The organism is Pseudomonas sp. Sample_14 (assembly GCF_004307515.1).
GTDB lineage: Bacteria > Pseudomonadota > Gammaproteobacteria > Pseudomonadales > Pseudomonadaceae > Aquipseudomonas > Aquipseudomonas atacamensis.
Genome location: NZ_RCOC01000093.1, coordinates 140,963 through 165,515, shown reverse-complemented (window position 1 = coordinate 165,515; position 24,553 = coordinate 140,963). Strand labels below are relative to the sequence as shown.

Annotated in this window: 20 protein-coding genes; 16 read left to right on the top strand and 4 right to left on the bottom strand. The window is 60.3% G+C overall.

The features are described from left to right. Positions 1–353 precede the first annotated feature (353 nt). A complete protein-coding gene (locus D8U61_RS23125) occupies positions 354–1,367 on the top strand; it encodes an ABC transporter substrate-binding protein (protein WP_130887580.1) in 1,014 nt (337 codons plus the stop codon). A gap of 131 nt (positions 1,368–1,498) precedes the next feature. Here D8U61_RS23125 and D8U61_RS23115 read toward each other — a convergent pair whose 3' ends face one another. Next, complete coding sequence (locus D8U61_RS23115; RefSeq protein ID WP_130927713.1) at positions 1,499–2,419, bottom strand: LysR family transcriptional regulator; 921 nt, start codon at positions 2,417–2,419, stop codon at positions 1,499–1,501. Between the two features lie 182 nt (positions 2,420–2,601). Here D8U61_RS23115 and D8U61_RS23110 point away from each other — a divergent pair, with 182 nt between their 5' ends. Continuing rightward, complete coding sequence (locus D8U61_RS23110; RefSeq protein ID WP_024011146.1) at positions 2,602–3,522, top strand: TauD/TfdA family dioxygenase; 921 nt, start codon at positions 2,602–2,604, stop codon at positions 3,520–3,522. Positions 3,523–3,675: 153 nt separating this feature from the next. Here D8U61_RS23110 and D8U61_RS23105 read toward each other — a convergent pair whose 3' ends face one another. Continuing rightward, complete coding sequence (locus tag D8U61_RS23105) at positions 3,676–5,292, bottom strand: alkaline phosphatase family protein (RefSeq protein WP_130927712.1); 1,617 nt, start codon at positions 5,290–5,292, stop codon at positions 3,676–3,678. A gap of 178 nt (positions 5,293–5,470) precedes the next feature. Then, positions 5,471–6,415 (bottom strand): LysR family transcriptional regulator, encoded by a 945-nt coding sequence (locus D8U61_RS23100; protein WP_130927711.1) that lies wholly within the window; start codon positions 6,413–6,415, stop codon positions 5,471–5,473. A 165-nt stretch (positions 6,416–6,580) separates the two neighbouring features. Here D8U61_RS23100 and D8U61_RS23095 point away from each other — a divergent pair, with 165 nt between their 5' ends. From D8U61_RS23095 to D8U61_RS23045, 11 genes are all read left to right on the top strand, one after another. Continuing rightward, positions 6,581–8,941, top strand: coding sequence for a TonB-dependent receptor (locus D8U61_RS23095; protein ID WP_130927710.1), 2,361 nt, complete (start codon positions 6,581–6,583; stop codon positions 8,939–8,941). Between the two features lie 409 nt (positions 8,942–9,350). Next, positions 9,351–10,160: an energy transducer TonB gene (locus tag D8U61_RS23090; RefSeq protein WP_016772225.1), complete on the top strand. Its 810-nt coding sequence runs from the start codon at positions 9,351–9,353 to the stop codon at positions 10,158–10,160. 45 nt (positions 10,161–10,205) lie between these two features. Beyond that, positions 10,206–10,931, top strand: coding sequence for a MotA/TolQ/ExbB proton channel family protein (locus D8U61_RS23085; RefSeq protein WP_130927709.1), 726 nt, complete (start codon positions 10,206–10,208; stop codon positions 10,929–10,931). A gap of 1 nt (position 10,932) precedes the next feature. Continuing rightward, on the top strand, positions 10,933–11,334 hold the full coding sequence (locus tag D8U61_RS23080) for a biopolymer transporter ExbD (protein ID WP_007972930.1): 402 nt from the start codon (positions 10,933–10,935) through the stop codon (positions 11,332–11,334). Positions 11,335–11,699: 365 nt separating this feature from the next. After that, a complete protein-coding gene (locus tag D8U61_RS23075) occupies positions 11,700–12,281 on the top strand; it encodes an alpha/beta hydrolase (protein ID WP_007918704.1) in 582 nt (193 codons plus the stop codon). A gap of 51 nt (positions 12,282–12,332) precedes the next feature. Further along, the gene (locus tag D8U61_RS23070; protein ID WP_016772223.1) at positions 12,333–13,265 is read left to right on the top strand and encodes a sigma 54-interacting transcriptional regulator; all 933 of its coding nucleotides are present in this window, start codon (positions 12,333–12,335) and stop codon (positions 13,263–13,265) included. Positions 13,266–13,432: 167 nt separating this feature from the next. Continuing rightward, a complete protein-coding gene (locus D8U61_RS23065; protein ID WP_016772222.1) occupies positions 13,433–14,230 on the top strand; it encodes a MetQ/NlpA family ABC transporter substrate-binding protein in 798 nt (265 codons plus the stop codon). Between the two features lie 664 nt (positions 14,231–14,894). Then, the gene (locus D8U61_RS23060) at positions 14,895–15,560 is read left to right on the top strand and encodes an amino acid ABC transporter permease (RefSeq protein WP_016772220.1); all 666 of its coding nucleotides are present in this window, start codon (positions 14,895–14,897) and stop codon (positions 15,558–15,560) included. Beyond that, positions 15,541–16,200 (top strand): amino acid ABC transporter permease, encoded by a 660-nt coding sequence (locus D8U61_RS23055; RefSeq protein ID WP_130887587.1) that lies wholly within the window; start codon positions 15,541–15,543, stop codon positions 16,198–16,200. The genes D8U61_RS23060 and D8U61_RS23055 overlap by 20 nt, the downstream gene beginning before the upstream one ends. After that, the gene (locus D8U61_RS23050; RefSeq protein ID WP_130927708.1) at positions 16,197–16,979 is read left to right on the top strand and encodes an amino acid ABC transporter ATP-binding protein; all 783 of its coding nucleotides are present in this window, start codon (positions 16,197–16,199) and stop codon (positions 16,977–16,979) included. The genes D8U61_RS23055 and D8U61_RS23050 overlap by 4 nt, the downstream gene beginning before the upstream one ends. Beyond that, a complete protein-coding gene (locus D8U61_RS23045; RefSeq protein WP_039756389.1) occupies positions 16,976–17,848 on the top strand; it encodes a transporter substrate-binding domain-containing protein in 873 nt (290 codons plus the stop codon). Before D8U61_RS23050 ends, D8U61_RS23045 begins: the two co-directional genes overlap by 4 nt. 118 nt (positions 17,849–17,966) lie before the next feature. Here the strand turns inward: D8U61_RS23045 and D8U61_RS23040 are convergent, their stop codons facing one another. Beyond that, complete coding sequence (locus D8U61_RS23040; protein ID WP_016772216.1) at positions 17,967–19,127, bottom strand: AAA family ATPase; 1,161 nt, start codon at positions 19,125–19,127, stop codon at positions 17,967–17,969. A 146-nt stretch (positions 19,128–19,273) separates the two neighbouring features. On the opposite strand from D8U61_RS23040, the gene D8U61_RS23035 reads away from it, so the two are divergent. The 3 genes from D8U61_RS23035 to D8U61_RS23025 are packed head-to-tail and all read left to right on the top strand — an operon-like array spanning position 19,274 to position 24,497. After that, a complete protein-coding gene (locus D8U61_RS23035; RefSeq protein ID WP_024011162.1) occupies positions 19,274–20,377 on the top strand; it encodes an efflux RND transporter periplasmic adaptor subunit in 1,104 nt (367 codons plus the stop codon). Further along, the gene (locus D8U61_RS23030) at positions 20,374–21,438 is read left to right on the top strand and encodes an efflux RND transporter periplasmic adaptor subunit (protein ID WP_125925839.1); all 1,065 of its coding nucleotides are present in this window, start codon (positions 20,374–20,376) and stop codon (positions 21,436–21,438) included. The genes D8U61_RS23035 and D8U61_RS23030 overlap by 4 nt, the downstream gene beginning before the upstream one ends. Further along, positions 21,435–24,497, top strand: a complete 3,063-nt coding sequence (locus D8U61_RS23025; protein ID WP_024011164.1) for an efflux RND transporter permease subunit — start codon at positions 21,435–21,437, stop codon at positions 24,495–24,497. The genes D8U61_RS23030 and D8U61_RS23025 overlap by 4 nt, the downstream gene beginning before the upstream one ends. Positions 24,498–24,553 lie beyond the last annotated feature (56 nt).

The following is a 24,553-nucleotide window of genomic DNA, read 5'->3' as shown; positions in this document are numbered from 1 at the left end:
GTGGCAGCGAGCCTGCTCGCGAAATGGCTGTTTAAGACAGCATTGATGGCGGCTGGCATTGCCTCTTCGCGAGCAGGCTCGCTCCCACGCTGGGTTTCGTCATATATGAAACTGATCTAACAAACTTGCGTTAGATGCTATCGGGAGATAAGCGAATCCATTTAAGGCTTGCCTGCTTGCGCGCATCCAATGCATTCGAAGAATATTTTCGATGCTGTTAATGCATATCGCGCTGCAAGCCGCACACGCCCTCACTTAGGTCATATGGATATAAAAATGTGCATTTATAGTATTTAAGTGAAGGTATGCATCCAGCCTACTTTCGGCTCCTCAGCGATCAAGGAGCCGCACCCATGAACCTTCCCTTCAAACGAATCATCAGCCTGCTGGCCGCCCCGGCGCTTGCAGGCTTTCTTGCGCTTGGCGCCCAAGCCGAAGAACTCAAGGAAATCCGCATCGCCGTGCCCGACCTCAGCGCCGGCACTCAACACAGCGGCGGCGGCATCGTCGATGTGCTGCGCGATCAGCGGATCTTCGAAAAGGCCTTCGCCGAGCAGGGCATCAAGATCCAGTGGAGTTTCTTCAAGGGCGCCGGGCCGGTGATCAATGAGGCGTTTGCCAATGGCCAGGTTGATCTGGCCTATCTCGGCGATCTCGCCGCGATCATCGGCAAATCCAATGGTCTGGACACGCGCCTGCTCAGCGCCACGGCGCGTGGGGTCAAGCAATACCTCGGCGTGGTGCCCGGCTCGGGAATCAAGACCCTGCAGGATCTCAAGGGCAAACGCGTGGCGATCTTTCGCGGAACGGCAACGCAACTGTCGTTCGATGCGGCGCTGGCCAGTCAGGGCCTGAGCGAGAAGGATCTGAAGGTCATCAATCTGGATTTCAACGCGGCGGTCTCGGCGCTCGCGGCCAAGCAGATCGATGCCTCGTGGGGCAGCTCCGCGCTGAGTGCCTTGCAAGCCAAAGGCCTGGCGGAATTGCCGCTCAATACCAAGGACCTTGGCGGCGCTGGCAGCGTGCAGGCGGTGTTGCTGGGTAATGGCAAGTTTGTCGACGCCCATCCTGAGGTCATTGCGAAACTGCTCAAGGCGCAGCAGCAAGCGGTCGAGTGGCTGACGCAGGACAGCAACAAGGATGCGTATGTGCAGCTGGTATCAGGGCTGGCCAGTTATCCGCCGGTGATTCTGGCTCAGGATCTGAAGGATCAGAATCTCAGCGAGATTTTCCCGTCGACACTGGATCCGGTGTTCTTGAGCGGCCTGCAGGACAAGGTCGACCTGGCGGCGCAGCAGAAGCTGATTCGCAAGCCGTTCAAGGTCAGCGATTGGGTGGCGCCAGAGCTTTCTGCAGCCAGGCTTTAGCTTCCAGATCGTTCCCACGCTCCGCGTGGGAATGCAGCCGAGGACGCTCCGCGTCCTTTGTGACGCAGAGCGTCACGGGATTCATTCCCACGCAGAGCGTGGGAACGATCGGCGTGTGCCACGAAGGTTTTTCAGACAGCGACGCTGACGTCCTGCCTATCCACCGCGACCAACGTCTCGATCATTGCCCTCGCCGCCGGCGACAACCGGAATCCGGTGCGGCTGACGATGCCGCAGCGGGCGTTCATGCTTTCGAGGTTCTGCGGCAGGTTGCGCCAGTGCAACAGCACCAGCGAACCCTTGGCGACATCCTCAATAAACGCCTCCTCCGTGCCGACGCCGATTGCATTGGATTGCAGCACCACTTTGACCAGTGCCGGAAAGTGCTCGATCTCGATGGTCGGCGAGAAATCGATGCGCCCGCTGAGATTCGCCAGCAGCTTGCGAATGCCCGGCGGGATCAGGGTGGCGGCCAGCGGGTAGTCGAACATGTCGTTGGTCGACAGGCTTTCCTTGGCCAGCAACGGATGCCCCGGCCGGCAGAAAAATACCCCGCGCTTGGGCGTCAGCGGTTGCGTCTGGAAATTCGGATCGGACTCGAAATGACGGATGTCGGCGATGAAGAATTCGATCTCTTCGCGGCTCAGCGCGCGGCTCAGTTTTTCCCAGTTATCAACCTGAAAACAGGTGCGCACTTTCGGGTGCGCATTGATGAATTGCGCCACCGCGTCCGGCACCAGTTTCACCGCCGGCGCCGGCCCGCAACCAAAATGCACTTCGCCGGCGTCGAGCTTGGTCATTTGCGTCACTTCAGCGCTGAGCAACGCTGCGCCCTGCACCAGGCTCAAGGCGTGTTGCAGCACCACCTGGCCCTCGGGCGTGGGGCGCAGATCCTTGTTGCCGCGATCGACCAGCACGCAACCGAACTCCTGCTCCAGCCCCTGAATGCTGCGGCTGAACGCCGGTTGAGTGATGCCCATGGCGTCGGCCGCACGGACAAAACTGCGGTGTTCGTTGAGGGCGATGAAGTAGCGCAACTGGCGAAGATCCATATGCTTTTCCGGCATCCTAAAAATAGCTCGAAGGCATTTGCGACGAGGGTTGCTTGAGGTTTTAAATGCAAGCTCTTATTCCGTCAACGAAGCATGTGAATACCTATTAGATATAAATGGAATATAGATAGAGCGTTGTTTCGCTGCCGCCAAAACCGCAAACCGTCGATGAGGGTCTTCCCATGAGCAATGCTGCACTCGCCGTAAAACCCGTTTCTCACGCGCTGGAAATTCACCCGGTAGCCGGTCGTATCGGTGCCGAAATCCGCGGCGTGCATCTGTCCGGTGAGCTGGACGCCGCCACTGTCGAAGCCATCCAGCAAGCCTTGGTCGAATACAAAGTGCTGTTCTTCCGCGAGCAGACGCAACTCGACGATCAGCGTCAGGAAGCCTTCGCCCATCTGCTTGGCGAACCGGTGGCACACCCGACCGTGCCATCGCGCGAAGGCACCCGTTACCTGCTCGAGCTGGACGGCGCCGAAGGTCAGCGCGCCAACTCCTGGCACACCGACGTGACTTTCGTCGACGCTTACCCGAAAGCCTCGATCCTGCGCTCGGTGGTCGCCCCGGCCTTCGGCGGCGATACGCTGTGGGCCAACACCGCAACGGCATACAGCGGCTTGCCGAGCGAGCTGCGTGAGCTGGCCGACAAACTGACCGCTGTGCACAGCAACGAGTACGACTACGCCGGTGCGAAGCCGGACGTCTCGGCAGAGAAGCTGGAGCGCTATCGCAAAGTCTTCACCTCGACTGTCTACGAAACCGAGCACCCGGTGGTGCGCGTGCACCCGATCAGCGGCGAGAAGAGCTTGCTGCTGGGGCATTTCGTCAAACGCATCAAAGGTTATTCACAGGCAGATTCGGCACACCTGTTCGGTTTGCTGCAGAGCCATGTGATCCGCCAGGAAAACACCGTGCGCTGGCGCTGGCAGGCTGGAGATGTGGCGATCTGGGACAACCGCTCGACGCAGCATTACGCGATTGATGATTACGGCACCCAGGATCGCGTGGTGCGCCGGGTGACGCTCAAGGGCGAGGTGCCAGTGGGGGTGAGTGGGCAGCGAAGTCAGACCATCAAAGGTCCGGATATCGTCGGCGTCTGATTGGCCTCTTCGCGAGCAGGCTCGCTCCCACATTGATCGTTCCCACGCTCTGCGTGGGAATGCCTCAACGGACGCTCTGCGTCCGGTTTTGGGACGCGGAGCGTCCCGGGCTGCGTTCCCACGCGGAGCGTGGGAATGATCATTTGATCACAGCTACCACACACCAATCTGAACAACCTTCTCGGTTTCCGGCTCACCATAACGAAACCGCTGCCCGCGCAAATCGATCTCCGGATGGCTGATCGTCGTCCGCCGCTTCAATCCACGCATCCACTCAAACAGATACCCCGCATGCTCCTCGCGCACCGCCGCGTACGCCGGGTCCTCACCCAGATCATTCAGCTCCTGCGGATCATTCAACAGATCAAACAACTGCGGTCTAAACCCGTCGTACGCCACGTATTTCCAGCGCTCGCTGCGGACCATGGTCATGCGGCACCGGTCGATCGGCTGGCCGAGTCGCTCGCGTGCCGGGGACTGAAAGGCGTAGTCGTATTCGCTGATTGCATAGCGGCGCCAATCGGGATTTTCCCCGTGCAGCAGCGGGATCAATGAACGCCCTTCCAGCCGGTGTTCCGCGCCCGCTAATCCCAACGCTTGAAGAAACGTCGGCAGCGCATCGATGGTTTCCGCCAGCCGCTCATCGACAGTACCACGAGTGACATCCGCCGCCGCCCGAGGGTCGCGCACGATCAACGGCACGCCCACCGCCTGCTCGAGCAAAAACTCCTTCTCACCGAGCCAATGATCGCCAAGGAAATCGCCGTGATCGCTAGTGAACACGATCAACGTGTCATCCCAACGGCCGTTGTTCTGCAGAAAATCGAACAGCCGCCCCAACTGATCATCCACTTGCTTGATCAGGCCCATGTACGTGGGGATGACAGTCAATCGTACTGAATCGCGGGAAAAGTTGAGGCTTTCCTCATGCTGGCGAAAGGCAATGTATACGGGGTGTTTGCTGGCTACGGAGGGCGCCGCGCGGACCGGTTGAAGAATCGATTTCGTACTGTACGAGGCGTGGTACGGTGCCGGTACGATGTAAGGCCAATGCGGTTTGATGTACGAGAGGTGTAAACACCAGGATTTCTCGCCTTGCTCGGTGATGAAGTCGATGGCGCGATTTGTAGTGTAGACAGTCTCTGAGTGTTGCTCGGGAATTCGTGCTGGCAAATTCGCATGACGCATTTTCCAGCCGCTGAGGATTTCACCGTTCTCGCCTTCGGCGGCATTCGCCCAGTCGTGCCAGGGATTCTTGCCATCGAAGCCCTGCGCGCGCAGGTATTGGGTATAGGGCGCGGATTCGCGCTTGTCGTCGAATGACGGATCGTCGGGGTAGATACCGTCGTGGCGCAGGTACGGTTCGAAGCCGACCTCATTGAGCAACTCGGCTTGCGCGCTTTGCGGGTTGATCGCCAGACGCTGCAAGGCGTCGACATTGGCCGTCGCATGGGTCTTGCCGACCAGCGCGGTGCGGATGCCGTGAGGTCGCAGGTAATCGCCGATCGTCAATTCATCCAGCGGCAACGGCACCGCGTTCCAGGCCACTTGATGGCTGCTGACATAGCGCCCGGTGTAGGCCGACATCCTTGAAGGACCGCAAATCGTGCCTTGGGTATAGGCACGGCTGAAACGCACCCCTTGAGCGGCGAGGCGATCGATATTCGGTGTATGCAGATGCGGGTGGCCGTAGCAGGACAGGTAATCGCGGCGCAGTTGATCGCACATGATGTACAGCACGTTGCGCACGGGGTTGGATGGGGTGGGCATGGAGTTCACCGGTCAGTGGGACAGGTGAGGGTTTTCGCTGTCGGTGAGGGTGTTCGGCAAGCGCATTTGGGGAATGGTTTTTATGCAGCGATTGCATCAGCCTCTTCGCGAGCAGGCTCGCTCCCACATTTGAAATGCGTATTCCTGTGGGAGCGAGCCTGCTCGCGAAGGGGCCAGCTCAGACAGCAAAATTCTCCAGCGAACACACCTCCTCATCCTCCGCATCAACCACTTTGATCTGCTCAATCATCGCTTCGGCCAGCGGCGACAGCCGATACCCGGCGCGGCTGACAATGCCGTAGCGGGTGTACAGCTCCTCCAGATCATCGGCCAGGCCTTCGATCTTCAAACAGACCAGCTCACCCTTGGCCAGATGCAGCGCATCGGAATACGCGCCGACAATTCCGATCGCCTCCGAACGCAGCACCACGCTCAACAGCGTCGAACCGTTTTCACATTCCACATTCGGGGTGAAATCCGGACGACCGCTGAGGTCGACGATGACCTTGCGCAGGTTCGGCGGGCGGATGCTGGCCGCCAGTGGATAACTCAGCAATTGCTCGGCGGTGATGCGTTCGAACGCCGTCAGCGGATGCCCGGCGCGGCAGCAGAAATGCCATTTGCGCGCTCGCAGGCGGTGGGTCAGGTAATCCGGGTCGGCCTCGAATTGTCGGGTATCGGCGACGAAGAATTCGAACTCTTCGCTGAGCAGGCGTTTGCTCAGGCTCTGCCAGTCATCGACCAGAAACTGTACGCGCGCTTTCGGGTAGCGACCGATGAATGCGCCGATCGCGCGCGGGATCAATCCGGCGGCTGGCGCCGGCCCGCAACCAAAGCGCAATTCCCCGGCCTCGAGGCCATTGAACTGGCTGATCTCATTGGCCATCTGCTGCGCACCGCTGACCAGTCGCCGCGCATGTTCGAGCAGCACATGGCCCTGTTTGGTCGGCGGCAATTCCTTGCGCCCACGGTCGACCAACTGGCAGCCGACGCTGTGTTCCAGTGCTTGGATGCTGCGGCTGAATGCCGACTGCGACAGGTTCACCGCCTGCGCGCCAGCGACAAAGCTGCGTTGCTCAACCAGAGCGATGAAGTGACGCAATTGGCGCAAGTCGATATGCATTTTTCACATAAAAAATATCCGGGAAATGCATTGGATATGCATTAGGTCGACTCCTTATAAAGGCAATCTCTTATGCAGTAAATATTTGTAAATCCATAAATAAATAACCGAAAAGAATATGCAGCAGTGAATATGTCTGTGTGTTTTTTGACCAGGAGCCGCGCCATGAGTCCGTTGAATCTCGCGTTACCCCCATCTCCCCGACGGCTCAAACGCCTGCCTTTGGCGCTGTTGCTGGCAGGCAGCGCCAGCTGGACTCACGGCTATGCCGCCGAAGCCGAAACCCCTCCGCCCGTCCCCGCAGGCACAGCGGCGGCCAACGGTTCGCAGCTGGAAACCGTGACCGTCACCACCCGCCGCCGCGAAGAAAGTTCGCAAGACGTGCCGACGCCAATGAGCGTGGTCAGTGGGCAGAATCTGGAGACGCAACGGGTTTACCGGATTCAGGACTTGCAGCAACTGGTGCCCAGCGTCAACGTCGCTTACATGCATGCGCGCCAGTCCAGCGTGTCGATCCGTGGCCTCGGTAACAACCCGGCCAGTGATGGCCTGGAAGGCAGCGTTGGCCTGTACATCGACAACGTTTATCTGGGCCGTCCGGGGATGGCGGTGTTCGACCTGATGGACATCGAACAGCTCGAGGTCTTGCGCGGTCCGCAGGGCACGCTGTTCGGCAAGAACACCACCGCCGGGGTCATCAACATCAGCACCCGCGCCCCCAGTTTCACACCGGAACGCAGTATCGAAACCTCGGTCGGCGAAGACGGTTACTTCCAGACCAAGGGCACGATTTCCGGGCCGCTCAACGATCAACTGGCCGGGCGCTTCTCGGCGTATCGCACGCGCAGCGACGGTGACATCAAGAACGAATACGACGGCCACGACCTCAACGGTGGTTCGCGCGAGGGCTTCCGCGCGCAGCTGTTGTTCAAGCCCAATGAAGATTTCAATCTGCGCTGGATCGGCGATTACAACGAAGAAGATTCCAGCGCCGGCACCCGCGTGTTGTACAACACCGGGCCGACCATCAACGGCGTCAATCTGTATGAATCGCGGGCCAGTGCGGCCGGGGCGACGCTGGTCAACGGCCGGCATCGCAAGGTCAATCTCGATAACGACCAGCACGTCACCGTGCATCAGGGTGGCACTTCAGTGGAAGCCAACTGGACGTTGCCGAGCGACTTCACCCTGACGTCGGTCAGCTCTTATCGTTTCTGGAATTTCACCCCGCGCAACGACGATGGCCTCAACGTGCCGGCCAGCTACAACGCCGGCGTGTCGGTGGAAGACAAACAGTACTCACAGGAATTTCGCCTGGCCTCGCCCAAGGATGAGTTCTTCGATTATGTGGTCGGCGCCTACTATTTCGGCTCGGATCTGGACAACAAATCCTTCTCCTATTACGGCCCGCAGGCCGACATCTGGAATGGCACACCGGCGGGCAGCCTGGCCAACGTCACCAGCGTCGGCAACGGCCATATCCAGACCGACAGTTTCGCCCTGTTTGCCCAAGGCACCTGGCACCTGAGCGAACGCCTGGATTTCACCGCCGGGGTGCGTGGCACCTACGAGGAAAAAAACGCCTCGGTCAGCCGCAACGCGCCGCTCGGTGGCGTGGCGGTGGCGGGTGCGGCAGCCAATGCGCGTCGGGGGCGTGCCGGCGTCTACGATTCCGGAGACTTGAATCAGTACAGCTCCAGCCCCTCGGGACTGCTCAACCTGAGCTATCGCATCACCGACGACGTGCTCGGTTACGCCACGCTGTCCCACGGCGAGAAATCCGGCGGGGTCAACCTCGCGGTCGGCTCCGCACCTACCGCTGGCGCCGACTCGTTATTGATCGGCACCGAGCGCGCCAACAACGCCGAACTCGGTTTCAAAAGCACCCTGTGGGATCGCCGCCTGCAACTCAACGCCAACGTATTCTGGACCCAGGTCAACGCCTACCAGACCAATGCCTACGACGCCGCCAACCGCGTGCAATACCTGACCAACGCAGGCTCGGTGCGCTCGCGCGGCATCGAGTTCGAAAGCACCGTGGTGCCGTTGCGTGGCCTGACGCTGAACTTCAACGGTTCGTACAACGACGTCAGCTACCTCTCGTACAAGGATGCACCGTGCCCGCCGGAAGTCAGCCAGGCCCCGGGTGCACCGGCCTCCTGCGATCTCAGCGGCCATCAAGTCGTCGGCGCGTCGAAATGGATCGGCAACGCCAACGGCGAATACAAATGGAATCTGGCTAACGGCTTCGAACCCTACGTCACCGGCAGCTACGCGTTCCGCTCCAAAGCGGTGGGCACGGTCGAGGATTCCGATTACGGGCAGATCCCCAGTTACGCGGTGGTCAACCTTTCCACCGGCCTGCGCGGCGATTTCAATCAGGGCCAGTGGGATGTCTCGCTGTGGCTGAAAAACGCCTTCGACAAAACCTACTACACGACCCTGTGGACCGGCGGTAACGGCGGCTATGAAGGCCTGCTCGGCACGCCACGGACCCTGGGTGTTACAGGACGCTACGACTTCTGATCGGGCTATCAAGGCGCTGATCTGGACATGGCCGTTCAACCAGTCCTCAGCGGCGCCGGCAAGCAGACGCAGCTGATCGACAGCGACGACGGCAATGGCGCATGACGTCGGCAATCAGCGAACCAAAAACAGCCTTTCAAGGCGTTAACGGATGCCGTAGCCGAATACTTTTCATGCCGTAAAAGCATGGCGTTTATGGCAGATCGCTGCAGCCCTTGTAGTGCGCGGCTTCGGTAAAAACGGATGATTTGTATATTCCTTGAAGGCCTATGCTTAACGTTAAAGATTGCTTTCGGTGATAAGCGTCCACAGCCAATGATTGCCCCATCGACTACGCCGTGGGGGCTTCAAGAATGGCGGGTCGATCGCTTTGGCTCGTAGAACGAAAGAGACCGCAGGGAGTTGAACAATGGGCAATGTCCAGACCGCCGCCAGCGCAGGGGAATTGTTGTGGCGGCACACGCCGAGTGGCGAACTGGTCGATCTTGGCCGGCCGCACCGTGTGCCGTTGGGACAGTTGCGTTTGCAGCGTGCGCCCAAGGGCATTTTGAGTCGGCGCGAAACCCTTCTGCTCGGTGTGCTCGCGTTGATCGTGCACGGTGCAGTGATTTATTGGGTCAGCCAGAAACCGACGCCGGTGCTGCCGGTGGTACCGCCGGAAATTCCGCCGATGACCATCGAGTTTTCACGCCCGGCTCCGCCCGCGCCGCCGGTTGTTGCGCCGCCACCACCGGCGCACGTGGTCGAGCCACCACCGCCAGTGGAGGACGAGTTGGCGGTGAAACCGCCGCCGCCCAAGCCGATCGCCAAACCCAAACCGGTGGTGAAACTGCCGCCCAAACCCGCGCCGAAGCCGGTAGAGCAGCCGCCAGCGCCAACGAAACCGGCAGCCCCGGTCGCAGCGCCAGCGCCCCCCGCGCCACCGGCACCTGCGCCCGTTACCCCGGCTTCAGCCAATGCGGCATACCTGAAAAACCCGGCGCCGGAATATCCGTCGCTGGCCCAGCGGCGCGGTTGGGAAGGCACGGTGTTGTTACGGGTGCATGTGTTGGCCAGCGGCAAACCGGGCGAGATTCAGATTGCCAAAAGCAGTGGTCGGCAACAGCTCGACGATGCGGCGCTGAATGCCGTCAAGCGCTGGAGTTTCGTCCCGGCCAAGCAGGGTGATGTCGCCCAGGACGGCTGGGTCAGCGTGCCCATCGATTTCAAGATTCATTAAACCGAAACCAAATTCGCGCGAAATGTTTATACGAGGGAACACATCATGACGTTACTGGCATCTCCACTGGAATCCATCGAAAGCGCGGTGATCTGGCTGCTGGTGGGTTTTTCCGTCGCCACTTGGGGCCTGGCGTTGCTCAAGGCTGTGCAGTTCGGTCGTTTGAAAGCGCAGGATCGGCGCTTTCATAAGCGTTTCTGGGCGGCGTCGAGCCTGGATGCCGCCGCCGAGTTGAGCGAAACCCAGCCCGGCGCCGCAGCGCGAGTGGCGCAGGCTGGCTATGCAGCGATCCAGGTGGGCGAGGCGCCGCAGGCGAATGATCTGAGCCAGGCGATCAACCATCAGGATCGCCTCGAGCGTGCCTTGCGCCAGCAGATCGTCCGCGAACGGCGTTCGCTGGAAACCGGTCTGGCGGTTGTCGCGAGTATCGGCAGCACCTCGCCGTTCATTGGTCTGTTTGGCACGGTGTGGGGAATCATGGAGGCCTTGAAAGGCATCAGCGCCGCCGGTTCGGCGAGCCTGGAAACCGTGGCCGGGCCGATTGGTGCGGCACTCGTCGCGACCGGCGTGGGTATCGCCGTCGCGGTGCCGGCGGTGCTGGTTTACAACTACTTTCTGCGCCGTCTGAAATTGACCGCGGCGGATCTCGATGACTTCGCCCACGACTTCTACAGCCTGGCGCAGAAGAGCGCGTTCCGCGTGCTGATCCACTCGACCGCACACAAAGTGGCAACGTCGGGCAACGCGGCAAAAGTGAAGGAGGCCTCCTGATATGGCCTTCTCCACGCAAGACACGGATGAGGTGCTCAGCGAAATCAACGTGACGCCGCTGGTAGACGTGATGCTGGTGCTGCTGGTGGTGTTTATCGTCACCGCGCCGCTGCTGACCAACGCGATCCCGATCAACCTGCCGAAGACCGAAGCGGTGGCACCGGTCGAGCAGAAGGATCCGCTGGTGGTGAGCATCGACGGCGCCGGCAAGCTGTTTATCAACAAGGACGAGATTCAGCCCGACTTACTCGAATTCAACCTCAAGTCGGCCAAAGCCAAGGACCCGGAGGTGCGCGTGCAATTGCAGGCCGATGATGGGGTGAATTACGGCGAAGTGGCGCGAGCCATGGCTTCGATCGAACGGGCGGGGATTACCAAGTTGTCGGTGATTACTGCGCGGTAACAGATTTTCGTTTTTCCGGGGCCGTCTCCTTGGCAGGGTGCGGCCCTTTTTTTGCGTTCGGTTTTTGAAAAAGCCCCTCACCCTAGCCCTCTCCCGGAGGGAGAGGGGACTGACCGGGGTGTCTGGCGGCTATACATCGATATGAGAAATCCAATCGAACTCAAGATTTGAAGAACCTGAAGATCGGCTCCCTTTCCCCCCTCGCCCCCTTGGGGGAGAGGGTTGGGGTGAGGGGGAGGAATCTTATGCCCTACACAAATCACATATTCGATACAGGTCTTAATAAATAGCTTCTTATTCCTTAACCAATATAACTCCGCTCCCTATACTCGACCCGGAACAGACACGACGCAGGAGAGCTCCCCATGCGCAACGAATCAATCCGCTACCTGATTGTGCCGGGCTGGCAAGGATCGCCAGAAGATCATTGGCAAAGCCATTGGCAGAACAGCCTGCCAAACAGCGCGCGGGTCGAGCAGGCCGATTGGCTGACGCCGCGCCGTGAGGACTGGGTCGCCGCGCTGGCCGAAGCGATTGCCGCCGACAGCACGCCGGTCATTCTCATCGCTCACAGCCTCGGTTGCATCACCGTTGCCCACTGGGCGGCGACAGCGCCCTTGCAATACCTGCGTCAGGTGCGTGGGGCATTGCTGGTTGCGCCGGCCGACGTCGAGCGTCCTGCCTGTGCGCCGGCACTGCGCAACTTCGCACCGATTCCGACCGATCTTTTGCCGTTTCCCAGTCAGGTCGTCAGCTCCGACAACGACGCCGCCGTCAGTGCGCCGCGCGCATTGGAACTGGCGCGCAACTGGGGCGCGGAGGCGGGGATTCTCGCCGGGGCCGGGCACATCAACGTCAAGTCCGGGCATCAGCGTTGGGAGCAGGGATTTGCCTATCTCTATCGCCTGCAAAACCGTCTGGAACATCACGCCCGCCGTCGCGCCTGACCTTACTATTCAACGCCCCCGTCGGCTGGCGGTTTTGGGCGGGAGCCTGCCATGAGTCTCGAAACCTTCGGTCAGCCCTTGCTGACCTTTCCCGATGCGGAAAAAAGCCCCCTGAGCATTCGCGCCAAGGCGCTGGTGTTTGTCGACCCGCGTTCGCGGCAATTGCGCGAGGAGTTGGAGCAGCTGGCTCCACGTGCGATTTCAGTGTTGATTCGCGGTGAGACTGGCACCGGTAAAGAGCTGCTCGCCCGGCATATCCACCGCGCCAGTGATCGCAGCGGGCTGTTCGTTTCGGTGAACTGCGGCGCGATCAGCCCGACTTACGCCGACGCCGAGCTGTTCGGCTACGCCGCCGGCAGCTACAGCGGTTCGGCCAGCAGCCGCGCCGGCTGGTTCGGTTCGGCCAACGGCGGCACCTTGTACCTGGATGAGATCGGCGATCTGCCGCTGCCCATCCAGATCAAGTTGCTCGCGGCATTGGAAAACCACGAAGTCACCCGCGTCGGTGCGCATCAGCCGAGCCCGGTGGATGTGCGCCTGGTTGCGGCGACCAGCATCGATCTGGCCCAGGCCGTGGACGCCGGAAAATTCCACGAGCGGCTCTATCACTACCTCAGCGAGGGTCATCTGGAGCTGCCGGCGTTGCGCGCGCGCACCGGCGACATCCTCTCGCTGGCCGAGTATTTCCTTGGCATCTACAGCCAGCGTCTCGACTTGCCCGTGCCGCTGATCAGCGAAGCCGCGCAACATGTGCTCGAACAACACAGCTGGCCGGGCAACACTCGCGAACTGGAAAACGTCATCCACTTTGCCCTGCTGGTCAGCACCGGCGACGAAATCCTGCCGGAACATCTGAACCTGCCTGACGCGTCTGCGCCGCAGGTTCAGATCGAACGTCTGGTCAGGCAGACCCATATAGGTGGTAGCAGTGCAGAGCGTAAGGCCTTGAAAGACTGGCTGATTCGCTTGAGCGAGGCGGTGTGAGCGTTTTCTTCAACATGAACAAAATGGAATATGAAGCTGAATAAACGTTATTGTCCGGGAATAAAAAATCCGGGTATTGTCCGCCTCACGCCAGCGATATCACTTCACTGGCACACGTATTAAATGCCGTCGTCGATGACGACCGTGATTTTCGATAAGGACACTGCATGAAAAAGGTTCTGTTGTTTACCGCATTGGCGGCTGCTCTGACGGCTTCTTTCGCCAACGCCGGCGAGAAACTGGTAGTTGCCGCAACGCCGGTGCCCCACGCTGAAATCCTTGAGCTGATCAAACCGACCCTGGCCAAAGAGGGCGTGGATCTGGAAATCAAGGTTTTCACCGACTATGTGCAACCGAACGTACAGGTCGGCGAGAAGCGTCTGGACGCCAACTACTTCCAGACCCTGCCGTACCTGAACAGCTTCAACCAGGGTAAATACAAGGATGACAAATCCAAGTACCTGGTGACCGTGCAGGGCGTTCACGTTGAACCGTTCGGTGGTTACTCGAGCAAGTACAAGACTCTGGCTGAACTGCCGGACGGCGCGACCATCGCCATCCCCAACGAAGGCAGCAACAGCGGCCGCGCCCTGATCCTGCTGCAGAAGGCCGGCCTGATTGAACTGAAAGATCCGAAAAACGCTCTGGCAACGCCGAAAGACATCGCCAAGAACCCGCACAACTTCAAGTTCAAGGAACTGGAATCGGCCCTGCTGCCGCGCGTGCTGAAGGAAGTTGATCTGGACATGATCAACACCAACTACGCGCTGGAAGCCAAGCTGAATCCGCAGAAAGACGCGCTGGTGATCGAAGGTGCTGACTCGCCGTACGTGAACTTCCTGGTTGCCCGTGAGGACAACAAGAACAGCGACGCGATCCAGAAACTGGCCAAGGCCCTGACCAGCCCGGAAGTCAAAGCGTTCATCGAGAAGAAGTACAGCGGCGCGGTGTTGCCGGCGTTCTGATCTGACTTGAGTGAATCTGCTTCAGATGCAAAAACGCCGATGGCCTTGATGGTCATCGGCGTTTTTGTGTGTGCGTTAAAAAGCCCCTCACCCTAACCCTCTCCCAGAGGGAGAGGGAACCGATACGGGGATATTCGAGAGATACGCCGACCTGAACGTATCGCTCTGAATCCAGCATCGCTGAAGCCCAGCCAAGCCATAATCGCCAAGATCTTCCAGGTCGATGTACAACGCGAGACACCTCGGTCGGCCCCCTCTCCCTCCGGGAGAGGGCTGGGGTGAGGGGCTTTTGATTTACGCTGTGGTCTTCAACGCCCGTCTCAACGCCACCAGCAATTTCACGATGTCCTGCGGATCCAGCCGCTGCGGCACTTTTACGTCCATGTTGTTCTTCCTTGTGGTGAATGGGCCGGAGAGTCTGGCCAAAAGCTGTGGTTCCTTGGAGGTCTTTCGTGGAAAAAAGATCCGTCCTACAGCGCAAAGAAAAATAGCCGTCTTATTCCTTCCCGGCAAATCCACAGGATAGTTTTTTGGGTGATATCAATATGCTTTAAAGGTATTTAAATTATGGTTTTTATACCTATAAAGTCAGTGCCTGCCGGACGGCCATCCGCCGTCCATGAATTGCATCATCGCCGCTTACCAAGCAGCGTCAGGACGCTTCATGACTTTCGACTACGCCTTTATCCTCAGCACTCTGCCGGCTTTTCTCAAAGCCGTCGGCGTGACTCTGCAGGTCGGTTTGATTGCGATCGCCACTTCGCTGCTGGTGGCGCTGCTCAACGCGACGATTCTGGTGTTTCGCACGCCATACCTGCAAAAACTGGTCGGCCTCTACGTAGAGCTGGCGCGCAACACGCCGTTGCTGATTCAGCTGTTCTTCGTCTACTTCGCGTTGCCGGCGGTGGGGATCCAGGTTTCCGGTTTCACTGCGGCAATCATCACCATGACCTTCCTTGGTGGCGCCTATCTCACCGAAGTGCTGCGCGCCGGCATCGATGCGGTGCCCCAGGCGCAACTGGAATCCGGGCGGTCGATTGGCCTGTCCCACGGCCAGTTGCTGCGCTATGTGATCCTGCCGCAGGCGGGCATCCTCAGCTTGCCGTCGCTGTTCGCCAATTTCATCTTCCTGCTCAAGGAAACCACCGTGGTTTCGGCCGTGGCGGTGCCGGAAATCCTCTACACCACCAAGAGCTACATCGCGCTCTACTACAAAACCTACGAAATGCTCGCCGTGCTGACGCTGATCTGCGTGCTGCTGTTCTTGCCGCTGTCGCTGTTGCTCAGCCGTCTGGAAAGGAGGCTCCAGCATGGCCAGTTCGGGTCTTGAACTGCTCTGGGTGTCGTTGCCGCAACTGGCAAAAGGCGCCGGGCAAACGTTGTCGATCTCGTTTCTGAGCATCGCCATCAGCACGATCGGCGGTGTGCTCTACGGTGTTCTGCGCACTTTGAACGTAACGTGGTTGAACGCGGTTTTGCGTATCTATCTGGAGCTGTTCCGGGCAATTCCGGTGCTGGTCTGGTTGTATCTGCTGTTCTTCGGTCTGCCGATTTTCTTCGGTCTGAGCCTGCCGAGCTTCTGGTGCGCGGTGCTGGTGCTGTCGCTGTGGGGCGCCAGCGAAGTTGGCGAGGTAGCGCGCGGTGCGCTGCATTCGTTGCCGCGCGGACAGCGTGAAGCGGGGCTGTCGATCGGCCTCAATGCGGCCCAACTCTATGGCTACGTGCTGCTGCCGCAAGCGCTCAAGCGCATGACGCCGCCGACCATCAATGTTTATACGCGGATCATCAAGACCAGTTCCCTGGCGGTCCTGATCGGCGTCGTAGATGTGATCAAGGTCGGTCAGCAGATCATCGAGCGCACCTACGAATCGGTACTGATTTACGGTGCGCTGTTCCTGTTTTTCTTTTTCATCTGCTACCCGCTCTCGGCCGCTTCGCGCGTGCTGGAGCGGCGCTGGACGCAAGTATGAGCGCACTGATCGAGTATCACGGGTTCAACAAATTCTATGGCGCGCAGCAGGTGCTCGATGGCATCGACCTGCAAGTGCAGAGCGGCGAAGTGGTGGTCATTCTCGGACCCAGCGGTTGCGGCAAAAGTACTTTGCTGCGGTGCCTCAATGGTCTGGAAGAGGCCCACAGCGGCAGCCTGAAATTCCTCGACCGAGAGCTGTTGGACAAGGCCACTGACTGGCGCGAAATTCGCCAGCAGATCGGCATGGTGTTCCAGAGTTATCACCTGTTCCCGCATATGAGCGTGCTCGACAATCTGCTGCTCGGCCCGCTCAAGGTGCAGAAGCGTCAGCGTCGCGAAGCGCAGCAGCAGGCCGAAGCCTTGCTTGAGCGTGTCGGCCTGCTGGACAAGCGCGATGCTTTCCCGCGTCAGCTCTCCGGCGGCCAGCAGCAACGCATCGCCATTGTTCGCTCGCTGTGCATGAATCCACGGGTCATGCTCTTCGACGAAGTCACCGCCGCCCTCGACCCGGAAATGGTCAAGGAAGTGCTGCAAGTCATTCAGGGTCTGGCTCGCGAAGGCATGACCCTGCTGATCGTCACTCACGAAATGGCCTTCGCCCGCGCGGTGGCCGACCGCATCGTGTTCATGGATGCCGGGCGCATCCTCGAACAATCCCCCCCCGAGATTTTCTTTACGAACCCGCAAACCGCACGCGCGCAGCAGTTTCTTGAGAAGTTCTCCTTCGTTGCCACATCGCCAGAAACGAATCCGAAAAAGGAACTGGAACTGCTATGAAAACTGCCGCTTTGTTACTGCCCCTGCTCAGCCTCGCCTTGCTTGCCGGTTGCGGTAAGACCGAAGAGCCACCAAAGCCGAAAGTCGCCAGCGAAAGCGCCGCGCCGGCCGGTTATCTGGACAAGATCAAGGCCCGCGACAAATTGATCGTTGGTGTATTTACCGACAAGCCCCCGTTCGGTTTCGTCGATGAGGCCGGGCGCTACGTCGGCTTCGACACCGACATTGGCCGGCGCTTCGCCAAGGATCTGCTCGGCGACGAAAACAAGGTCGAGTTCGTCGCCGTCGAGCCGGCCAGTCGCATTCCATTTTTGCAGAGCGACAAGGTCGACCTGATCCTCGCCAACATGACCGTCACCCCGGAACGCAAGGAAGCGGTGGAATTCACCAACCCGAACCTCAAGGTGGCCGTGCAGGCGCTGGTGCCGCAGGGCAGTTCAGTGAAAAAACTGGATGATCTGGCGACGCGCACCACGATTGTCACCACCGGCACCACCGCGGATATCTGGCTGACCAAAAACCACCCGGACTGGAAACTGCTCAAGTTCGAGAAAAACTCCGAGTCGCTGCAAGCCCTGGCCAATGGTCGTGGCGATGCTTACGCGCAGGACAATCTGGTGCTGTTCAGCTGGGCCAAGCAGAACCCGGGCTATCGCGTGCTCGAGGAAAAGCTCGGAGCCGAGGCGCCGATTGCGCCGGCAGTGAAAAAGGGCAATCTCGAGTTGCGTGATTGGGTCAACAGCGAATTGGCCAAATTGGGTGAGGAGAAGTACCTCCTCAAGCTATATGACCAATATGTGCGCAAAGAACTGAGTGATGACACCCGGCCCGAGAGTGTGATTGTTGAAGGGGGCAAGTGGCAGGGGTGATTGCCTGTTGATCGTTCCCACGCTCTGCGTGGGAATGCCTCCAGGGACGCTCCGCGTCCAGTGACGCAGAGCGTCACGGGCTGCATTCCCACGCAGAGCGTGGGAACGATCGAATGGGCTAGTCTGGCCAATGCCACGCCGGCTCATCCAGCACCCGCTGCCCGACAATCCCGGTCTGTCCCAGCGTCTTCTCCAGCACGATGCAATTGCATTCCGGGTCTTCCTGCAACGCCGAGATCAGTCGCCGTGCATGTGACACCACCCACACCTGACACTGCTCCGAAGCGCGAATGATCAGCCTTGCCAGCGCCGGCAGCAGGTCCGGGTGCAGGCTGGTTTCCGGTTCGTTGAGCACCATTAGTGTCGGCGGTCGCGGTGTCAGCAACGCCGCAACCAGCAGCAGATAGCGCAAGGTCCCGTCTGACAATTCCGCCGCCGACAATGGCCGCAACAAGCCTTCCTGATAAAACTCGATAGCGAAGCGTCCACCGGCCAACGGCGCGATTTTCAGTCGCGCGCCGGGAAACGCATCGCTGATCGCCGCTGTTAACGCCTGCGGATCGCCAATCTCGATAATCGTCTGCAAGGCCGCCGCCAGATCGCGGCCGTCGTGGTGCAGCACCGGCGTGCGAGTGCCCAGTTGCGGCTGACGCACCGGCGCGTCGGCATCGCTGCGAAAGTGATCATAAAAGCGCCAGCGGCGGATGAATTCGCGCATCTGGAATACTTCTGGCGAGCTGCGCAGATTGCCGACCTGGTCGAACAGGCTGTCGAAGTTCGGCGTATGTTGCGCCAGCACATCCCAGGCGCGACCTTCGCGGGCGCGGATCATCGGACCGTTGCGATCGACCAGCAGGCTCGCCGGGCGAAACACCGGGCCGGCCCAGATGCACTCACGCTTGATCTCCGGGTCGAGGGCAAAGCATGAAGTGCTTGGCTCCGGCAGGCCCAGGCCGATGGCGTAGCTGAAATCCTCGCCGGCGAATCCCAGTCGCAACCTTTTCACGCCGTGGCGCACCGTCGGCTCGATCGCCACCTCACCGTTGCGCATGCGTCGACTGATGGTTTCCGGTCCGGCCCAGAACGTCGAGTCCAGCCCGCCTTCACGCGCCAGCGCATTGACCACGCCGCCCTGGGCGGTTTCCGCCAGCAGGCGCAAGGCGCGATAGAGGTTGGACTTGCCGCTGCCGTTGGGCCCGGTAATCAGGTTCAGGCGCCCGAGCGGAATCACCAGTTTGTTGATCGAGCGGTAATTGGCCACCGCCAGGGTGTTGAGCATGAAATCCTTCTCCGGGTCACTGCGATACGCGGGCAGCATACCTTTAATGAGATAAATCTGGTGTTGGCGCCCGCAACCGTGGAACCCTGTTCTAAGCTCTGAAGTCGTATCGTCTCGACAGCAGCATTTAAGGCCAAGGAGTGTGCATGGCGGGTCCCGGATTGAAAGTGCTGATGGCCGTGAGCGCCATGGCGTTGCTCACCGCATGCGGCGACAAGAAACCTGCTCAGGAATACTTGCCACGGGTCTTTGTGCAAGAGGTCGAACCGGCCAACTACGCCGCCGCGGTGACCCTAACCGGTGATGTGCAGGCGCGGGTGCAGACCCAGCTGTCATTCCGCGTCGGCGGCAAGATCATCCAGCGCATGGTCGATGTCGGCGACCGCGTCACGGCCAAGCAGGTGCTGGCCAAACTCGATCCGAAAGATCTGCAGACCAACGTCGATTCCGCTCAGGCCCAGGTCGTCGCCGAACAGGCCCGCGTGAAGCAAGCGGCAGCCGCTTTCGTGCGTCAGCAAAAACTTCTGCCCAAGGGCTACACCAGCCAGAGCGAATACGATTCGGCACAAGCCGCGCTGCGCAGCAGCCAGAGCGCATTGAGCGCGGCGCAGGCGCAGCTGGCCAACGCCAAGGACCAGCTCAGCTACACCGCGCTGATCGCCGATGCACCCGGGGTGATCACCGAGCGCCAGGCCGAAGTCGGCCAAGTGGTGCAGGCCACCGCGCCGATTTTCAGCCTCGCCCGCGATGGCGACCGCGACGCGGTGTTCAATGTCTATGAATCGCTGCTGGCCGAGCGGCCGTCCGATCGCTCGATCGTAGTCAGCCTGCTCGACAACCCCGAGATCAAAACCACCGGCACCGTGCGTGAGATCACGCCATCGGTGTCGGCGCAATCGGGCACCGTGCAGGTCAAGGTCAGCCTCGACAAGCTGCCGCCGGGCATGCAGCTCGGTTCGGTGGTCAGTGCCACCGCCAAAGGCACCGGCAAATCGGCGGTGGAACTGCCCTGGTCGGCGCTGACGAAAAACATCAGCGACCCGGCGGTGTGGCTGGTCGATGACAAAGGCGAAGCGCAGTTGCATACGGTCACGGTCGGTCGCTACCTGACCGGCAAAGTGATCATCAGCGAAGGCCTCAAGGGCGGCGAGAAAGTCATTGTCGCCGGCGGGCAACTGTTGCACCCCGGCATGAAAGTCGAGATTGCCGAAAACACCTACAAGGATCTGCAACCGGGAGCGCAGCCATGAAGCGCCTCGGCCTGTTGTGCATGGTGTTGCTGCTGGGCGCCTGCTCGGAAAAGGAAACCCCGCCGGAACCGGTACGCCCGGTACTGTCGGTCACGGTCAAAGCGCTCAACGAAGAAAGCCTCGGGCGCTTTGCCGGGAGCATTCAGGCGCGTTACGAGAGCAACACCGGTTTCCGCGTCGGTGGACGCATCGCCAGTCGCAACGTCGATGTCGGCGCCGAGGTGCAGAAGGGCACCTTGCTCGCCACCCTCGATCCGTCCGACCAGCAGAACCAACTGCGCTCGGCCCAGGGTGATCTGGCGAGGATCCAGGCGCAGTTGATCAACGCCCAGGCCAACGCACGTCGTCAGCAAGCGCTGTTTGATCGCGGCGTCGGTGCGCAGGCACAACTGGACGTTGCCAACACCGATCTGAAAACCACTCAGGCCTCGCTTGATCAGGCGCGCGCGGCGGTCAGCCAGAGCAAGGATCAACTGAGCTACACCGAGCTGCGCTCCGATCACAAAGCCGTGGTCACCGCGTGGAACGCCGAAGCCGGGCAAGTGGTGACCGCTGGGCAACAAGTGGTGACGCTGGCGCAACCGGACATCAAGGAAGCGGTGATCGATCTGCCCGATACGCTGGTCGATCAGTTGCCCAGCGACGTGGTGTTCTCGGTGGCTGCGCAACTCGACCCGAGCATCAACACCACGGCGATCATCCGCGAGATCGAGCCCCAGGCACAAAGCGCCACGCGCACCCGCCGCGCACGCCTGACGCTGTCGGAAACGCCGGACGGTTTCCGCCTCGGCACCGCGATCAGCGTGACCCTCAGCTCGGCGATCAAGCCGCGCATCGAACTGCCGCTGACGGCGTTGCAGGAAATCGACGGCAAAACCCGCATCTGGGTGATCGACACGCAGAACAAAACCGTCAACCCGCGCGACGTCAGCGTAGTCAGCCGTGGCGACAACAGCGTGGTGCTGGCCGGTGGCGTGCAGAATGGCGAGCGCGTGGTCAGCGCCGGCGTCAACAGTCTCAAACCCGGACAATCGGTAAAACTTGACGAGGACAGTCAATGAAAGGCTCTTTCAACCTCTCCGAATGGGCCCTCAAGCACCAGTCTTTCGTGTGGTACCTGATGTTCGTCGGGCTGCTGATGGGGGTGTTCTCGTACTTCAATCTCGGCCGCGAAGAAGACCCGTCCTTCACCATCAAGACCATGGTGATCCAGACCAAATGGCCCGGCGCGACCCAGGAAGAAACCCTCAAGCAGGTCACCGACCGCATCGAGAAAAAACTCGAAGAGCTCGATTCTCTCGACTATGTGAAAAGCTACACCCGCCCCGGCGAATCGACGGTGTACGTGTACCTGCGCGACACCACCAGCGCTGAGGACATTCCGCAAATCTGGTACCAAGTGCGCAAGAAGATCGACGATATTCGCGGCCAGTTTCCCCAGGGCATTCAGGGGCCGGGATTCAACGACGAGTTCGGTGACGTGTACGGCTCGGTCTACGCCTTCACCGCCGATGGCCTGACCATGCGCCAGTTGCGCGATTACGTGGAACAGGCGCGCGCCGAAATCCGCAGCGTGCCGGGGCTGGGCAAGATCGAAATGGTCGGCCAGCAGGACGAAACGATCTACCTGAACTTCTCCACGCGCAAACTCGCCGCACTGGGTATCGACCAGCGCCAAGTGGTGCAGAGCCTGCAATCGCAGAACGCAGTGACTCCGGCCGGGGTGATCGAGGCGGGGCCGGAGCGGATCTCCGTGCGCACCTCGGGCCAGTTCGAGTCGGAGAAGGATCTGGCCGAGGTCAATCTCAAACTCAACGATCGCTTCTATCGTCTGGCCGACATCGCCGAGATCAGCCGTGGCTACGTCGATCCGGCGACACCGGAATTCCGCTTCGACGGCAAACCGGCGATCGGCCTGGCGATTGCCATGCAGAAGGGCGGCAACGTTCAGGAATTCGGAAAGGCGCTGCACGAGCGCATCGACCAGCTCACCGCTGACTTGCCTGTCGGCGTCGGCGTGCACACCGTTTCCGATCAGGCGGTGGTGGTGGAAGAGGCCGTCGGCGGTTTCACCAGCGCGCTGTTCGAAGCGGTCATCATCGTGCTGGTGGTGAGTTTCATCAGCCTCGGCGTGCGCGCCGGTCTGGTGGTGGCCTGCTCGATTCCGCTGGTGCTGGCCATGGTCTTCGTGTTCATGGAATACAGCGGCATCACTATGCAGCGGATTTCCCTCGGCGCGCTGATCATTGCCCTCGGCCTGCTGGTGGACGACGCGATGATCACCGTGGAAATGATGGTTACGCGGCTGGAAATGGGCGAGAGCAAGGAGCAGGCGGCGACGTTCGCCTACACCTCGACGGCATTCCCGATGCTTACCGGTACGCTGGTGACTGTCGCCGGTTTTGTGCCCATCGGCCTCAACGCCAGTTCTGCGGGTGAATATACGTTCACGCTGTTCGCGGTGATCGCGGTGGCGATGATCGTCTCGTGGGTGGTCGCGGTGTTCTTCGCACCAGTGATCGGCGTGCACATCCTCAGCGACAAGGTGAAAGCCCACGATGCCGAGCCGGGTCGCGTCGGTCGCGCCTTCAACGGTGGTCTGTTGTGGGCCATGCGCAATCGTTGGTGGGCGATCGGCGTCACCGTGCTGTTGTTCGTGCTGGCGGTGTTCTGCATGCGCTTCGTGCAGAACCAGTTCTTCCCCGCTTCCGACCGCCCGGAAATTCTCGTCGACCTGAACCTGCCGCAAAACGCCTCGATCGACGAAACCCGCAAAGCGGTGGACAAGCTCGAAGCGACGCTCAAGGGCGACCCGGACATCGTGCGCTGGAGCACTTACATCGGTCAGGGCGCGATCCGTTTCTACCTGCCCCTTGATCAGCAATTGCAGAACCCGTACTACGCGCAGCTGGTGATCGTCAGCAAGGACTTCGAAGCCCGCGAGGCACTCAGCCAGCGCTTGCGTGAGCGGCTGCACAAAGACTTCGTCGGCATCGGCAGCTACGTGCAGGCTCTGGAAATGGGCCCGCCGGTGGGGCGTCCGATTCAGTATCGAGTCAGCGGCAAAGATGTCGATCAGGTGCGCAAACATGCCATCGACCTGGCCACTGAACTGGACAAGAACCCGCACATCGGCGAAATCATTTACGACTGGAACGAGCCGGGCAAAGTCCTGCGCATCGACATCGCCCAGGACAAGGCGCGGCAACTCGGGCTGTCCTCAGAAGATGTGGCCAACTTGATGAACAGCATTGTCAGCGGCTCGCCGTTGACCCAGGTCGATGACGATATCTACCTGATCAACGTGGTCGGTCGCGCGGTGGATTCCGAACGCGGCACGCCGGAAACCCTGCAGAACCTGCAGATCGTCACGCCGAGCGGCACCTCGATTCCGCTGCTGGCGTTCGCCACCGTGCGCTATGAACTGGAGCAGCCGCTGGTGTGGCGTCGTGACCGCTTGCCGACCATCACCATCAAGGCCTCGGTGCGTGACGAGATTCAGCCGACCGATCTGGTGAAACTGCTCAAGCCGTCGATCGATGCTTTTGCCTCGAAACTGCCGGTCGGCTACAAAGTTGCTACCGGCGGTACGGTCGAGGAAAGCGGCAAGGCCCAGGGGCCGATTGCCAAGGTGCTGCCGCTGATGCTGTTCCTCATGGCGACGTTCCTGATGATTCAGTTGCACAGCGTGCAGAAGATGTTCCTGGTCGCCAGTGTGGCGCCGCTGGGATTGATCGGTGTGGTCCTGGCGTTGGTGCCGACCGGCACGCCGATGGGCTTCGTGGCGATCCTCGGGATCCTCGCGCTGATCGGCATCATCATCCGCAACTCGGTGATTCTGGTGACGCAGATCGATGAGTTCGAGCAGAAAGGCTATGCGCCGTGGGACGCGGTGGTCGAAGCCACCGAACACCGGCGTCGGCCGATTCTGCTGACCGCAGCGGCAGCGAGCATGGGCATGATCCCGATCGCCCGCGAAGTGTTCTGGGGGCCGATGGCTTACGCAATGATTGGTGGCATCGTCGTGGCGACGCTGCTGACGCTGTTGTTTCTGCCGGCGCTTTATGTGGCCTGGTACAAGATTCGCGAACCGCAGAAGGATGAAAAGCCGGCGCAGTGAGCTAGCCCCTGCGATCTTTGGGAAAGGTCTGACTTACAGGGTGAGCGGACTGCGCT